The 15,127-nt window shown below is 66.3% G+C and carries 15 protein-coding genes; 8 read left to right on the forward strand and 7 right to left on the reverse strand.

The window, feature by feature from the left end; genetic code table 11:
• The 5 genes from KAY22_RS15505 to KAY22_RS15525 form a co-directional block, all read right to left on the reverse strand.
• Positions 1–1,225 (reverse strand): circularly permuted type 2 ATP-grasp protein (locus KAY22_RS15505; RefSeq protein WP_296624332.1); only part of this gene is annotated, 1,225 nt, incomplete at its 3' end.
• Between the two features lie 8 nt (positions 1,226–1,233).
• Positions 1,234–4,545 (reverse strand): transglutaminase family protein, encoded by a 3,312-nt coding sequence (locus KAY22_RS15510; RefSeq protein WP_296624321.1) that lies wholly within the window; start codon positions 4,543–4,545, stop codon positions 1,234–1,236.
• An 81-nt stretch (positions 4,546–4,626) separates the two neighbouring features.
• A complete protein-coding gene (locus KAY22_RS15515) occupies positions 4,627–6,735 on the reverse strand; it encodes a prolyl oligopeptidase family serine peptidase (RefSeq protein ID WP_296624322.1) in 2,109 nt (702 codons plus the stop codon).
• 52 nt (positions 6,736–6,787) lie between these two features.
• A complete protein-coding gene (locus KAY22_RS15520; RefSeq protein WP_296624323.1) occupies positions 6,788–7,399 on the reverse strand; it encodes a LysE family translocator in 612 nt (203 codons plus the stop codon).
• A gap of 1 nt (position 7,400) precedes the next feature.
• Positions 7,401–7,568 (reverse strand): hypothetical protein, encoded by a 168-nt coding sequence (locus tag KAY22_RS15525; protein ID WP_296624324.1) that lies wholly within the window; start codon positions 7,566–7,568, stop codon positions 7,401–7,403.
• Positions 7,569–7,685: 117 nt separating this feature from the next.
• Here KAY22_RS15525 and KAY22_RS15530 point away from each other — a divergent pair, with 117 nt between their 5' ends.
• Genes KAY22_RS15530 through KAY22_RS15545 form a run of 4 tightly spaced genes read left to right on the forward strand, consistent with a single transcriptional unit; the run spans position 7,686 to position 11,376 of the window.
• Positions 7,686–9,068 (forward strand): PLP-dependent aminotransferase family protein, encoded by a 1,383-nt coding sequence (locus tag KAY22_RS15530; RefSeq protein WP_296624325.1) that lies wholly within the window; start codon positions 7,686–7,688, stop codon positions 9,066–9,068.
• Between the two features lie 22 nt (positions 9,069–9,090).
• Positions 9,091–9,684: a pyridoxamine 5'-phosphate oxidase gene (pdxH, locus tag KAY22_RS15535; protein ID WP_296624333.1), complete on the forward strand. Its 594-nt coding sequence runs from the start codon at positions 9,091–9,093 to the stop codon at positions 9,682–9,684.
• 10 nt (positions 9,685–9,694) lie between these two features.
• A complete protein-coding gene (locus KAY22_RS15540) occupies positions 9,695–10,585 on the forward strand; it encodes a cation diffusion facilitator family transporter (RefSeq protein WP_296624326.1) in 891 nt (296 codons plus the stop codon).
• A complete protein-coding gene (locus KAY22_RS15545) occupies positions 10,582–11,376 on the forward strand; it encodes a PhzF family phenazine biosynthesis protein (protein ID WP_296624327.1) in 795 nt (264 codons plus the stop codon). The genes KAY22_RS15540 and KAY22_RS15545 overlap by 4 nt, the downstream gene beginning before the upstream one ends.
• A gap of 15 nt (positions 11,377–11,391) precedes the next feature.
• Here KAY22_RS15545 and mnmA read toward each other — a convergent pair whose 3' ends face one another.
• Positions 11,392–12,516, reverse strand: a complete 1,125-nt coding sequence (gene mnmA / locus KAY22_RS15550; protein WP_296624328.1) for a tRNA 2-thiouridine(34) synthase MnmA — start codon at positions 12,514–12,516, stop codon at positions 11,392–11,394.
• 212 nt (positions 12,517–12,728) lie between these two features.
• Between mnmA and KAY22_RS15555 the strand changes: the two genes are divergently transcribed.
• The 4 genes from KAY22_RS15555 (at position 12,729) to KAY22_RS15570 (ending at position 14,751) form a co-directional block, all read left to right on the forward strand.
• A complete protein-coding gene (locus KAY22_RS15555; RefSeq protein WP_296624329.1) occupies positions 12,729–13,007 on the forward strand; it encodes a hypothetical protein in 279 nt (92 codons plus the stop codon).
• Between the two features lie 111 nt (positions 13,008–13,118).
• The gene (locus KAY22_RS15560; RefSeq protein WP_165321854.1) at positions 13,119–13,418 is read left to right on the forward strand and encodes a DUF1153 domain-containing protein; all 300 of its coding nucleotides are present in this window, start codon (positions 13,119–13,121) and stop codon (positions 13,416–13,418) included.
• Between the two features lie 174 nt (positions 13,419–13,592).
• Positions 13,593–13,841, forward strand: coding sequence for a GlsB/YeaQ/YmgE family stress response membrane protein (locus tag KAY22_RS15565; RefSeq protein WP_296624334.1), 249 nt, complete (start codon positions 13,593–13,595; stop codon positions 13,839–13,841).
• A gap of 136 nt (positions 13,842–13,977) precedes the next feature.
• Positions 13,978–14,751: a DUF6065 family protein gene (locus KAY22_RS15570; RefSeq protein ID WP_296624330.1), complete on the forward strand. Its 774-nt coding sequence runs from the start codon at positions 13,978–13,980 to the stop codon at positions 14,749–14,751.
• Between the two features lie 12 nt (positions 14,752–14,763).
• Here KAY22_RS15570 and KAY22_RS15575 read toward each other — a convergent pair whose 3' ends face one another.
• Complete coding sequence (locus KAY22_RS15575; protein WP_296624331.1) at positions 14,764–15,039, reverse strand: hypothetical protein; 276 nt, start codon at positions 15,037–15,039, stop codon at positions 14,764–14,766.
• Positions 15,040–15,127 lie beyond the last annotated feature (88 nt).

Raw genomic sequence — 15,127 nt, forward strand, 5'->3', positions numbered from 1 at the left:
CGTCCGAGAGCGTCGAGGCGAGAACCGGGCGTCCGCGCTTCAGCCCGACCGGAGTTTCGCTGAAGGCGGGCGCGATCAGCAGTTCGTCGAGCCGCGCTTCGACCTGCGCGCGGGGTACGTCCTGCCTGCACCACCATGTCGCGATGTTCGGCAGGATCAGATCCTCGCCCATCAGCCGCCGGGCGAGCGTCGGCAGGAAGGCCGCCATGGCGGTCGATTCCACCGCGCCGGCACCGGGGGCATTGGCGATCACCGCCTGCCCCGCCGCCATCGCATCCATCAGCCCCGGCACGCCGATTGCCGATCCGGCATCGAAGGCGAGCGGGTCGAGCAGGCGCGAGTCGATCCGCCGCCACAGCGCGTCGACCCGCTTGAGCCCCTCGATCGTCCTGACGAACAGCCCGTCCTCTCGCACCGCAAGGTCGCTGCCCTCGACCAGCAGCAGGCCCAGATAGCGGGCGAGATGTGCCTGTTCGGCATAGCTCTGATTGTACCGCCCCGGCGTCAGCAGGCCGATACGGGGCTCCGAGCGCCGGCATACCGCCGATAGCCCTTCGCGAAAGGCCGAGAAGAAGGGCGCAAGCCGCTCGACGTGCAGCCGGGTCTGCAGCGCGCCGAACAGCCGCGTCGACGCAAGGCGATTTTCGAGGGCATAGCCCGCACCGACCGGCGCGCGCACATGATCGTCCAGCACGCGCCACTGTCCGCTCGGGTCACGGCCCAGGTCGGCGGCGTAGATGTGAAGATGATAGCCGCCCGGCGGCTTGATCCCGATCTGCGAGCGCCAGAAAGCGCGGTTGCCGGTAACCAGCGCTGCCGGCAGCGCACCGCCAGCGATGAGCGTCTGCCCGCCGAACAGATCGTCGAGCGTTCGTTCGAGGAGATCGGCGCGTTGCGATATGCCCGCCGCGATGATCGCCCAGTCATCCTCGCCTATCAGCAAAGGCATGGTAGAGACCGGCCAGGGCCGCTCGACCTCCTCCCCGGGAAAACGAAAGGCGGTGCCCAGTTCGCGCACTTGCCGCACCATGCGCTGCTGCAGCATGTCGAGGCGCCCCTCGCTCTGCCGCGCCACGCCGTCGAACAGGCTCTGCCACCAGCGCGCGCCACGTCCCACGTCTCCGCGCACGACGTCGGCGGTGCCGGCTTTGGCGATATAGCTGCGAAGCCACCCCTCTCCGAGGCTCGGCATTCCGGGCAGTTCCGCCATCATCTCCCCCTGCATGGCGGTTGTCACCAGTTCGGCGGCGCGCGCAGGTCGAGCGTCATCGGAAACTCGCTGGGCCTCTCCGCCATCGGAATCGCGACTGTGCCGGGCGTATGACCATGGTCCTGGAACCTGGCCCGCCGCCGTGCTTCCGCTTCGAGATCGTTGATCGGCATGGTGTCGTAATTGCGTCCCCCGGGATGCGCGACATGATAGACGCAACCTCCTAGCGAACGGTTATTCCAGCGGTCGAGCACGTCGAAGGTCAGCGGCGCGTTCGCGTCGAGAAGCGGATGGAGGCAGTTGGCCGGCTTCCACGCCTTGTAGCGCACCCCACCTACCGCCTCGCCCGGCACACCGGTTGGGGTCATCGGAACCGCCCGGCCATTGACCGCGATCACATGGCGCCCGGGGACCAGCCCGGTGGCTCGGACCTGCAACCGTTCGGTCGAGCTGTCGACATAGCGGACGGTGCCGCCGATCGCGCCGGTCTCGCCCAGCACATGCCAGGGTTCGAGCGCGTGGGAGATTTCGAGCGTCACGCCACCGGCGCAGACCGTCCCGTGTATGGGGAAGCGGAACTGGCGCTGCGCCTCGAACCAGGCAGGGTCGAAATCATAGCCGGCATGGCGCAGGTCCGACAGCACCTCCATGAAGTCCGCCCAGACGAAATGCGGCAGAAGGAAGCGGTCGTGCAGGGTCGTTCCCCAACGAACCAGCCCGCCCTTTTGCGGTTCGCGCCACAGCCAGGCGGTCAGCGCGCGGAGCAGCAGTTGCTGGGCGAGGCTCATCCGCGGCTCGGGCGGCATCTCGAACCCGCGAAACTCAACCAGACCCAGGCGTCCGGTCGGTCCGTCTGGCGAGAAGAGCTTGTCGATGCAGATTTCCGTCCGGTGGGTGTTGCCGGTGACGTCGACGAGCAGGTTGCGGAACAGCCGGTCGACGACCCAGGGCGCTGGCGGTTCGCCCTCGCCAGGCCCCGGCACCTGGGCCAGCGCGATCTCGAGCTCGTACAGACCGTCGTGGCGGGCTTCGTCGATGCGCGGGGCCTGGCTGGTCGGGCCGATGAACAGTCCGGAGAACAGATAGCTGAGCGAGGGATGCCGCTGCCAGTAGAGGATCAGGCTCTTGAGCAGATCGGGCCGACGGATGAAGGGCGAGTCGTTCACCGTCCGCCCGCCCAGCACGATATGGTTTCCGCCGCCGGTGCCGATCGCTCGCCCATCGACCATGAACTTGTCGGCGGTAAGCCCGATCTCGCGGGCCATCTCATAGAGGCCGGTGGTGATGTCGACCGTTTCGCGCCAGCTCGACGCCGGCTGAACATTGACCTCGATCACGCCGGGATCCGGGGTGATCTTCAGCACGTTGAGGCGCGGATCGGGCGGCGGCGCATAGCCTTCGAGCCGGATCGGCAGCTGTGTCCGGGCAGCGGTCACCTCGACCGCCGCGATCAGATCGAGATAATCCTCGAGCCGCTCGGTCGGCGGCAGGAACACCGCGAGATAGCCCTCGCGCGCCTCGACCGTCAGCGCCGTGCGCACTGCGCCCTCGATCGGAACCTGTTCCTGCCGGTCCTGTCGCGCCTGCCCGTCGGCCGCCGGTGCGACCGTCTGTGTGCGCTGCTGGTAGAAATCCGGCATCGGCTCGCGCGGTTCGGTCGTGTCGCGCGGGTGGAGATAAGGATAGTCCGACGGCGGCACGAAGGGCAGCGATCCGAGCGGCAGGCGATAGCCGATGGCGCTGTCGCCCGGCACCACGAACAACCGGCCGCGCCGCAACTGCCACCGCTCCGACCGCCAGCGGCCGGGCGTCGGAGCCTGCGCCGCATTCCACGCCTGGATCGGCAGGACGAAGCCCGTCGGACGGCCCAGGCCGCGCTCGAAGGTCTTGACCATTCGCGCGCGCGCCTCGGCATCGTCGATCTTCGGATCGGTCGGATCGACATTGGCCGGAAGCTGCGCCTCCTTCACCGACCATTCGACCGGATCCTCGAAGGCGGGTACGACCATCTCCGAGCCCACGCCCAGATCGTCGGCGAGCGCCACGAGGAAGGCTTCGGCTTCGGTCTCGCCGATCGCGCGTCCTGTGGTGTCACCGGCGATCAGCGCGGCATCTTTCCACACCGGTACGCCGTCGGTGCGCCAATAGACCGAATAGCCCCAGCGCGGCAGGCTTTCGCCCGGATACCATTTGCCCTGACCATGATGGAGCATGCCGCCCGGCGCGAAACGGTCGCGCATCTTGCGGATCAGCCGGTCGGCATAGCCGGCCTTGGTCGGCCCAACCGCGTCGCCATTCCATTCGGGCGCCTCCGGATCGTCGAGCGCGACGAAGGTCGGCTCTCCGCCCGTAGTCAGCCGGACATCCTGCGCGACCAGATCGGCATCGACCTTCTCGCCCAGCGCATCGAGCGCGCTCCAGCGATCCTCGGTAAAGGGCTTGGTGATCCGCACCGCCTCGGCGATGCGCTGGACCGACATGTCGAAGTGGAAATCGACATGCGCCGGCTCGAGCAGAAATCCCTCGATCGGCGTCGCCGATCGATAATGGGGCGCGGCGGCCAGCGGGATATGCCCCTCGCCCGCGAACATGCCCGACGTGGCATCCATGCCGATCCAGCCGGCGCCCGGCACATAGACCTCGGCCCAGGCGTGCAGATCGCAGACGTCGGCCGCGACGCCCTTGGGACCGTCGATCGGCACGACATCGGGGGTCAGCTGGATCGAATAGCCCGACACGAAGCGCGCGGCGAAGCCGAGCCGGCGGGCGGCCTGCACCATGAGCCAGGCGGAATCGCGGCAGCTGCCGGTGCCGACCTGGAGCGTCTCCTCGGGCGTCTGCACGCCCGTCTCCATGCGGATGACATAGCCGACCCGCTGGTTGATCGCCAAGTTGAGGTCGACGAGGAAATCGATCGTTCTTTTCTCGACGGTCGCGAACTGCGCCACGAAGGCATCGAACAGCGGCCCTTGGGGCTCCTGATCGAAATAGGCCGCCAGATCGCCGGCGAGCCGCTCATCATAAACGAACGGCCGCGTCTCGGCATAATCCTCGACGAAGAAGTCGAACGGATTGACCACCACCAGATCGGCGATCAGGTCGACCGTGATCGAGAATTCGGTCGTCTTCTCGGGAAAGACGAGCCGCGCGAGCCAGTTGCCGTGCGGGTCCTGCTGCCAGTTGATGAAATGGCTTTCGGGCGTGATCCGCAGCGAGAAATTGTTGACGGCGGTGCGGCTGTGCGGCGCCGGGCGCAGGCGGACCACCTGCGGACCGAGCGATACGGGACGGTCATAGCGATAGACCGTCTGGTGATGCAAAGCCGCCTGAATCATGGCCGCAAGTGTCAGCACATCCCGTTGTGCAGTGCAATGAAGAGTTATGACGCCTTGGTTGCGGCCGATGGGCGCGAACCGTCAGCGCGGCAGCTGCAGGTTGAGATAGCTCGCCACCAGAGCTGCCCTCAGCGCGTCCTCCTTGGGCTCCACCCCGGCGGCGTGTCCGCCTTCCAGCGCCTCGAAATAGAGGAAGGGCGCACCGATCGCCTCCATCTTGGCCGCGAATTTGCGCGCATGACCGGGATGAACGCGGTCATCTCGGGTCGAGGTGTAGAGGAAGGGCACCGGATATTTCACGCCCGCCTTCAGCGCCTGATAGGGCGAGTAGCGCGCAATGAAGCTCCAGTCGGCCGGGACGTCGGGATTGCCATATTCGCCCATCCAGGAGGCGCCCGCGAGCAGGTGCGAATAGCGCTTCATGTCGAGCAGCGGCGATCCGATCACGGCGGCACCGAAGAGGTCGGGCCGCTGGGTCATCGCGACGCCCGCCATCAGGCCGCCATTGGAGCGACCGGAAACAGCGATCCGGCCCTTCTGGCTGATCCCCGCCTTCACCAGATCCTCGGCGACCGCATAGAGATCGTCATAGGCATTCTGCCGCTTTTCGCGCAGCGCCGCGTGGTGCCAGGCAGGCCCATATTCGCCGCCGCCCCGGATGTTGGCGAGGACATAGGCATTGCCCTCCTCGACCCAGAACAGGGCCGCCGGCCCCGAGCGATACGGCTCGTTGACAAGATAGGCGGGCGTCTGCGCCGCCTCGAACCCGCCATAGGCATGGACGAGCGCCGGCACGGGTCCGCTCGCGCCGCTCTTGCGGACGAGGAAATAGGGAATGCGTGTACCGTCCTTCGAGGTGGCAAAGCGCTGCTCGACCGCCATCCCGGTGGCGTCGAAGCGCGGCTTCAGCGCCTGCACGACCTCCGCCTTGCCCGTCGGAGCCGCCACGTAGAGCGCGGGCGGGGTCAGCATCGCCTCTACCGTCGCGAAGGCGCGATCGTCCTTTCCGGAGACCGCACGGATGTGGACGGTCGCCTTGTCGGGCAAGGCCGCCGTCGTCGCCGACCAGCGTTCATCGTCGCCCCGACGCACCGCGACAAGCTTGCCCGACACGTCGTCGAGCAGCTTGATCCAGACGACCTGACCGCCGGTCTCGACCTCCTCGATCGCCTGACGCGCGGTGGGAACGAACACCGTCTCGATTGCGGGCTTCCGTCCGTCCAGCAGATCAGCGATCCGGTAGGCGACCAGCGCCCCCGCCGGGCGACCTTCCCACGGGCTCTTGAGCGTGGCGATCAGACGGCCGTCGATCACGTCGTTGACCTCGGCATCGTCGGGCAGCGGCGACGCCACGAGCCGTCCGTCCGCTGCGACATGGCGGATCGTCCCATGGAAAAAGTCAGTCCGGCGGTCGACCCACGCCCAGCTGCGCCGGCCGTCATGGACGCTGCGCGCGCTGATCGAGACATCGGCGCGCTCACCCTCCGCCACCAGCGTGGCCGACGCCAGCGGCGTTCCGCGTTTCCAGCGCTTGACGAGGCGCGCATAGCCAGAATCCGTTTTGCTGCCATCGCCGAAGTCGGTCGCGACGTAGAGCGCGTCGGGGCCGTCCCAGGCGACGCTGGTCTTCGCCTCGGGGACCACGAAGCCGCCCTCGACGAAGGCCCCACGGTCGAGATCATATTCGCGCTCGGTCACGGCATCGCCGCCGCCGTCGGACAAGGCGACCATGCAGCGGACATAGGCCGGCGCGAGGCAGGTCGCGCCCTTGAAGGCCCAGCTGCGCCCTTCGGCCTTGCCGAGGGCGCCGACATCGATAAGCGTGCGCCAATCAGGCTTGCCCGCAGCAAAGGCCTCGACCGAGGCGATCCGCCACAGGCCACGCGGATGGTCTGCGTCCTGCCAGAAGTTGACGACGCGGCCCGCCAGCACCTGATCGGGCGCGGCGATCTTCTGGCGGTCGGAGAGCAGCGCGAGCGCGCGGCTGCGATAGGTTTCGAAGCCCGGCTGCTTTTCCAGTTCGGCCAGCGAACGGTCGTTCCACTGGCGGACCTGCGCGAGCGCAGAGGCGCCGTCGACCTCTTCGAGCGCAGCATAGGGATCGGCTGTGGCGGCGGGCTGGGCCTGCAGGGATGCCGCCAACAGCGATACGCCGATCAGTGCTGCGCCAGACAGAAAAGAGGATTTCATCGGGGGGACCTTCGACAATGATATGTCAGGATGTCCCCCCAAATGATTGCGATCAAGCCATTTCGGCCAGCTCGATCAGGCCGGGCACGAGCGAGGCCACAAGCAGGGCCGCCATGATGAGGTTGAACGCCCGCAACGCTCTGGGCCGGTCGAGCAAATGGCGGACGAGCGTGCCGCCGCCAGCCCACAGGGTGATGGCGGGGAAGCCAACCAGCGCAAGGACCGTGGCGATCAGAATGACGTCGCTGGTTAAATGCTCAGGCCGGGCAAAGCTGGTTGTCGCGCCGAGGCACATTGCCCAGGCCTTCGGATTGACCCACTGGAAGGCCGCTGCGTCGAGCGGGGTCAATGGCCGCGCACTCGCCGACCGCCCGCCGACGCCAACCGACGTCGCGATCCGCCACGCAAGATAAAGGAGATAGGCGGCGGACAGGATGTGCAGCGCGCGGTAGAGCCATGGGAAGCGCCCGATGATCCCAGCCAGCCCGAAACCGAGCAGCAGCACCATCGCCACGCAGCCTGCGCTGATCCCGATCATGTGCGGGATGGTGCGGCGAAAGCCGAAGGTCGCACCCGACGACAGCAGCATCATATTGTTCGGTCCCGGCGTCACACTCGACACGAAGCAGAATGTCACAAGGGCAATCAACAATTCAGGTGCCATGTCATCGCCCCAATTGTCGCGCGACGCGATAGCTCGAGTCCGCCATCTTTTCCCTCGCGGACTTTTTGATCGCCGAGCTTGCCGTAGCGGCCATGTGTGACGACGCCCAGACGGCAATGGATCCAACCAGCCAGAATGTGACGGCAGCCATGATCGTGACGCGCAGCATATCGACCTCCTTCGACCCTCACCGAGTCGGCTTGGAACGGATTGACACAAGGCCATTGCGGCCTATTGTATCGATTCTCAATCCAAGTTTTGTCACAATGACATTATAGGCGGCACCATGTGGATCCCGACCCTCGACGAAGGACATCCGACCGTATCGGGCCGCCTGCTCGGGGCGCTGCGACGGGACATCGAAAATGGTACCTTGTCGCCGGGCACGCGCTTGCCACCGCATCGCGAGCTGGCGCACCGGCTCGGCATCGGTATCGGCACGGTGACGGCGGTCTATGGCGAGGCCGCGCGGCAGGGCCTGCTCAGCGCGACCGTCGGCCGCGGCAGTTTCGTCGCCGACCGCAATGCCCCCATGCCCTCCGCTTATGATCCGGAAGGCGGAGCGATCGACCTTGCGCAGAATCTGCCGCCCTCCGCCCCCGCGCAGAGGCGCTTCGCGACGACGCTTGCCAAGCTGTCGCGCCGGGCGGACAGCGGCCAGCTGCTCGACTATGCCCCGCCCGCCGGTCATGAACGCCATCGCCAGGCCGCCGCCGCCTGGATTCGCCGGATCGGCGGGCTCGGCGACGCCCGCGCCGATCGCATGGTCATCACCGATGGCGCGCAGCAGGCGATGCTCTATGCGCTCGGTGCGCTGTGCCGGCCGGGCGACACGGTGCTGACCGAATCCGCCACCTATTTCGGGATCCGCTCGATCGCGCAGAGCTGCGACCTCCGGCTGGTCGGTCTCGACATGGACGAACAGGGCATAAAACCGGAAGCTCTGGAGCGTGCCGCGCAGAGCGGTGCCCGCGTGATCTACACCATGCCCACGCTACAAAATCCCACAGGGCGGACGATGGGTGACGCCCGTCGTCGGGACATCGCCGCACTTGCCCGCAAACATGGGTTGTGGATCGTCGAGGATGACCTCTACTCGGCCTTCGCCGCCGGCTTCGCGCCGCCGGCCCTCGCGAGCTATGCGCCGGAGCGCACCCTCTACATCAATGGCACGTCGAAGGCGCTCGCACCGGGCCTGCGCACCGGTTACCTGATCCTGCCCGACGCCGATTTGCTCGACCGGGTGCTGCGTCAGGTTCGTGCCCATGTCTATGCGCCCTGCGCGATCGGGCCGATGATCGCCTGCCAGTGGATGGAGGACGGCAGCGCCGACGACATCATGGCAGAAATTGCCGAGGAACTGACCGTGCGCGGCGACATCGCGCGCCAGGTGCTGGGCGATGCGTTCGTGCCGCCCGCCGACGGGCGCTGCCCGCATCTGTGGCTCCCCCTGCCCGAGCTCGCGGCCGAGAGGCTTGCCGCGCGGGCGATGCGCGCCGGGGTCAAGCTGACGCCGCCATCCGCGCCTCTGATCGAGCCGCAGCTGATCTCGGGCCTGCGCATATGTCTTGGCCCGGCCGGCGACCGGGCGCAGCTTCGCAGCGCGCTGGAAAGTGTCGCCTCCGGACTTGATGCGGATCACCCCGAGCCGGCGGCCGCCGTGGTATGAGGCTGCTTCCCGACCGATTCTCCTGGACCAGAGCCATATGACCACCGATCCCTTTGCCCTGTTTGCCGACTGGTTCGCCGAGGCCAAGGCCAGCGAACCCAATGATCCCGAAGCGATGGCGGTCGCGACCGTCGGGCAGGACGGGCAGCCGTCTGTCCGCATGGTCCTGCTCAAGGGCCATGATGCGCGCGGCTTCGTTTTCTACACCAATTATGAAAGCCGGAAGGCCGGCCAAATCCTCGAGACCGGCCGCGCGGCGCTGCTGTTCCACTGGAAATCGCTGCGCCGGCAAGTCCGCATCGAAGGCCCGGTGTTGAAGGTCAGTCCCGAGGAAGGCGATGCCTATTTCGCGACGCGCCATCGGGATTCGCAGCTGGGCGCCTGGGCGTCCGAACAGTCGCGTCCGCTCGACAGCCGCGAGACCTTCGAGGCGCGCTATGACGAGATGGTCCGCCGTTTCGAAGGCCAGCCCGTGCCGCGCCCGCCGCACTGGTCGGGCTTTCGCGTGGTGCCCGAGCGGATCGAATTCTGGCTCGACCGTCCGCATCGTCTGCACGAGCGCCGGCTGTTCCTGCGCGAGGGCGAAGGCTGGAGCGAAGGCATGCTCTACCCGTGAGCCCATCCGCATGAGCCTGTCGCCCAATGTCCGCGCCGGCATGGCGTCGGTGTCGGTCGCGACCACGCTGATTCTGCTCAAGGGCTATGCCAGCTGGCAGACGGGTTCGGCCGCCGTGCTCGGTTCACTGGCGGATACGGTACTCGACCTGATCGCGTCGCTGGTCACGCTCTACAGCGTCCGTCTGGCGGCGACGCCCGCCGACCGGCAGCACCGCTTCGGCCATGGCAAGGCAGAGGCGATCGCGGCCTTCTTCCAGGTCGTCCTGATCAGCCTCTCGGCCTTCTGGATCATCGTTCACTCGGTCCAGCAGCTGGCGGCCGGCGAGAGCCCGGCCAATGCGATGGCCGGCATCTGGGTGTCGATCGTAGCGCTGTTCCTGACCCTCGCGCTCGTCAGCTATCAGCGCCGGGTGATTGCAAGGACCGGGTCGGTGGCGATCGGTACCGATGCGATCCATTATCAGAGCGACCTTCTGCTCAATGCCGCCGTGATCACAGCATTGCTGATCGAAGCGAAACTGGGCCTTGCCGGGGCCGATGCGATGGCAGGCGTCGCGATCGGTCTGTGGCTGCTCTACGGCGCCTATGGCGCGTCGCGCGAAGCGATCGACCAGTTGATGGACCGCGAATGGCCCGAGGAGCGTCGGCGCGCCTTCATCGCGGTGGCCGAGCGCCACCCCGAGCTTCACGGCATCCACGACCTCAAGACCCGCACCGCCGGGCACAAGGATTTCGTGCAATTCCACGTCTGGGTCGATCCCGACATGACCGTCGGCGAAGCGCACCGGGTGATGGACGAAGTCGAAGCCAAGCTGCGCGATGCCTTTCCGGGCGTCGAAGTGCTGATCCATCCCGACCCCGCCGGACACCGCGAACGATCCGAGGATATCTGCCCATGAAAATCCCGTTCCAGCAGGTCGACGCCTTTGCCGACCGCCCTTTCACCGGCAATCCGGCGGCGGTCATGCCGCTCGAAGCCTGGCTCGACGACGCGACGCTGCAAGCGATCGCAGCCGAGAACAATCTGGCCGAGACCGCTTTCATCGTTCCATGGGCGGGGCCCGAGGCCGATTTCGAGCTGCGCTGGTTCACCCCCGAGGTCGAGGTGGCGCTATGCGGCCATGCGACGCTCGCGACCGGACACGCGTTGCTGTCACGCGACGGCGCGCCGGAGGCTGTGCGCTTCGCCACCCGCCAGGCCGGCGTGCTGGAGGTCCGCCGCGACGGCGAGCGATACCGGCTCGCCCTGCCCGCCTGGTCGATGGTGCCGAAGGATCTGCCGGCCGAGGCGGCGGCTCTCGGCACGATGCCCGAAGACACGCTCTGGCGCGACGGCGGCTATGCGCTGTTCCGTTTCGCCGACGAAGCCACGGTTCGCGCGCTCGATCCCGATTTCAGGGCGATGCGCGCCTTCGGCGATATACTGTTCATCGCCACCGCGCCCGGCGACAGCAGCGACATCGTAAGCCGCGTTTTCGCGCCGGGCGCGGGCATCGACGAGGATCCGGTCACCGGCTCGGCGCATTGCCTGCTCGCGACCTATTGGGCGGAAAGGCTCGGCCGCAAGCGCTTCACCGCCTATCAGGCATCGGCGCGGGGTGGGCATCTCGACGTCGAACTGGCGGGTGACCGGGTCTATCTCGGCGGCACCTGCGTGACGGTGATCGAGGGTGTCTTCACCCTCCGCTGACGCGACGCGACGCGATCAGGCGGCGTCCATCAGCCGGGCTGACACGGTCTCGGCGATCCAGCCGCCGCCGAGCACGCGGTCGCCGGCATAGAGCACCGCCGCCTGCCCCGGCGCGACGCCATATTCGGGCTGATCGAAGCTGAGCAGGCCATCGTCGAAGCGCGCGGGCACCGGCTTGGCAAGCGAGCGGACCTTTGCGGTGATCGGGCCTTCATGCCCCTCGCCGATCCAGTTGATATCCTCGAGCCGCGCCGCTGCTACTGCGAGCGCGCGGCGTGGTCCGACGATCAGCCGCTTGGTCGCCGGTTCGAGCCGGACGACATAGAGCGGCTCCGGACTGCCGCCGATCTCGATGCCACGTCGCTGTCCGACCGTGAAATGGATGAGCCCCCGGTGGCGACCGACGACCTTGCCCGACAGATCGACGATGTCGCCCTCCTCGGCCGCCTCGGGGCGCAGTTTCTTGACGATCGATGCATAGTCGCCATCGGGAACGAAACAAATGTCCTGGCTGTCTGGCTTGGCGGCGACGCCCAGGCCTATCTCGGCCGCGATCTCGCGCACGCGCGGCTTGGGCATCCCGCCCAGCGGAAAGCGGAGAAAGTCCAATTGGTCGCGCGTGGTCGCGAAGAGGAAATAGCTCTGGTCGCGTGCAGGATCAGCGGCGCGATGCAGTTCGGGACGTCCGCCCTCGCCCAGCATACGACGGACATAATGGCCGGTCGCCAGACAGTCGGCCCCGAGATCGCGGGCAATACCGAACAGGTCGGTGAATTTCACGCTCTGGTTGCAGCGGACGCAGGGGATCGGCGTGCGCCCCGCCGCATATTCGTCGGCGAAGTCGGATATCACCGAATCCCGGAAGCGGCTTTCATAGTCGAACACATAATGGGCGATGCCCAGGCGATCGGCGACGGCGCGCGCATCACGGATGTCCTGTCCCGCACAGCAGCTGCCGGTGCGCCCGACGGCGGCCCCATGGTCGTAGAGCTGGAGCGTGACGCCGATCGTCTCCGCCCCGCTTGCAGCGGCCAGGGCGGCCACCACCGAACTATCCACGCCGCCGGACATGGCGACGACGATCCGACGCCCCTTGAGCGAGCCGTCGACCGCCTTCTCGAGCTGAAATTCCGCGTCCATCGGCGGGCGCATAGCAGATGCGGCCCGGCTCGGCAGCGGATTTCGGGCCAATTTCGGGAAAAGGCGGTGAATCAACATCCTAAACGTCGACAAGCGCGGCCTGATCGACGGCGCCCTACGCAAAATTACCGGTCGGAAAGTTCGTTTCAGCCCTAAAGATTCGCCTCGCCCCGTCGTTTCTTGGTGTGTCACGGGAATGGGCAGGTGCCGGAATGAAGATCAACATCAACGAATTCCGCATCGACAAAGCCCAATCGGTCGAAGCCCCGCTGGACTTCGCCACGCTCTGCGCCCTCATCGCCGAACATCAGGCCACCACGCCCACGGCGCGGCTGGCCATGGCGGACGACGTGTATGAGGAGCCGATCGACCCTGTTCATCCGGCGGTCGCCGTCCTGCTTGCGGGGCCAGGGCAGTCAGCGGCGACGGGTAATGCGCAGGGCAGCTTTCATGCAGCTGCCGCTGCGCTTTTCAGCGGAAGAGCGCGGTGAACATGATGATCACCGCATTTACCTTACCGCGAAAACTTTCCTTTGGAGCCGGCCCCTTAGGACGGCTGCGGGGAAACAGTCACGGTCGACGGACCATGTTCGAGGTATCGCATGCTTGAGAATCAGAAGATCCGCCCGCACCAGGTCATTGGTCCTCTCGGCGAACCGCTCACGCTCGACAGCCTGCCTCCGGCCGGCACGACGCGCTGGGTCGTACGCCGCAAGGCCGAAGTCGTGGCCGCCGTCAGCGGAGGCCTTTTGACGGTCGACGAAGCGTGTGAACGCTACGGCCTCAGCGTAGAGGAATTCGCCGGATGGCAACGCGCGGTAGAACGGTCGGGCATGCCCGGTCTCCGCGTCACGCGCATCCAGCATTATAAATCCCTCTACGAACGACAACAGAAATACTGATCGCATCGCATCGGTGCGCATCGGGGTCCGCTTCCATCGGGAGCGGACCCTTTTCGTATGTTTCCCGATGCTTCCCGCCTGTTGCCGGACGGAACAAGCCGCGTCTCCGCACGTAGTGTTCGCAGGAGATCCGGCGGGGACCGGACCCGAAACGGCACGCAGGAGGACATCGTGATCGACTTCATCATCTTTCTTATCGTCGGCGGCATCATCGGCTGGCTCGCGAGCATAGTCATGCGCACCGACGGCCAGCAGGGGATCATCCTCAACATCGTCGTCGGCATCATCGGCTCGTTCATCGGCGGCGTGCTGTTCGGCCCGACCCTGGGCGGCGGCGGCATCTATGGCTGGCTGAGCGCCTTCCTGGGCGCGATCATCCTGCTCGCCATCGTAAACCTGATCCGTCGCGGCAGCGTCCGCTAACGACATGGAGCGGCCGGCCCAAGGTCGGCCGCTTCCGCTATCTCGCTCCTGACGCATCTCGGCAGTTCCAAGACTGCTTTCGTCGCTCTACTGAAGACCGATCGCACAGACGAGAACGGACTCAGGGGGCATATCGATGGCAGACCGCGCCAAGCTCACGGCTTACGGCCTTCCACGCAAACCCTTCGCCATACGCCCCGCGCCGCATGAGCGCGACTGGATGGACGCAACCAGCCAACGATATGCTTATCGCTGTTTGCCGCTCAACATCGCCAATGCGCACGGCTGGGAATTGCTCTGCACTGAGGGCTTTTCGGCATGGTGGAACGGGAAGCCGAGCCTCGATGCCATAGCCATCACGCCTGATGTCGCCGGCGAGGTTCCGGCGATCAGCCATTTCGGGCACGGCATCGTCACCTTTCATGTCAACGCGGTGTTCCGGACCGAACCCGGCTATGATCTGATGGTTCAGGGACCGATCAACCGCCCGAAGGATGCGATCGCCCCGCTGTCCGGTGTCGTGGAAACCGACTGGACGCCGTTCACCTTCACGATGAACTGGCAGTTCACGCGGGCGAACACGGTGATCCGTTTCGATCCGGGTGAGGTTTTCTGCCATCTCTACCCGATCAAGCGCGGCGATATCGAACGCTTCGATCCAGAGTTTCGCGCGATCGAGGACGATCCGGAACTTTATGCCGAGTTCAAGGCGTGGTCCGCCAGCCGCGCCGGCTTTCTCAGCGATCTGAAAGACCCCAATTCGCCCACCAGCGGCGATAAATGGCAGAAACATTATTATCGCGGCCAGACCGTCGGCGGCGGGGACATCGCATCGGACGACCATCGCACGAAGATCCGGCTCAGGCCCTTCTCGATTGCGCCGAGCACAAGCGAGAGGAACGGCAGATAGGACGCTCTCGTCTCAGAGTGATTGGGACGGCGCGATGCCGCGGACATCCGCCTCGTCCAGGTCCCGCATATAGGCGCAGTGGACATTTCCGAGCCGCGGCGATCCGCCAGGCTCGGTAACGAGATAATCGATGATCCAGTAGGTCATAGCCGGCGTTTCTCCCGGCTCCTCGCGTGCGGATATGCGCTGATAGCTTGCATCCTCCGGGAGAGCGGACCTGGCCTCGCGCTCGCATTCGGCCAGCCCCGCATTGCATCCGGCGAGCGCAGATGCAGCGGCGATCATCATAAGACTTCGGTACGCCATGACCGGAGCGAGACTATCGACACCCGACCGCAAGGCCAACTCGGATGATCAGCCCCCAGGCGTGTGGAGA

This window comes from Rhizorhabdus sp., from assembly GCF_018006725.1.
Taxonomy (GTDB): Bacteria; Pseudomonadota; Alphaproteobacteria; order Sphingomonadales; family Sphingomonadaceae; genus Rhizorhabdus.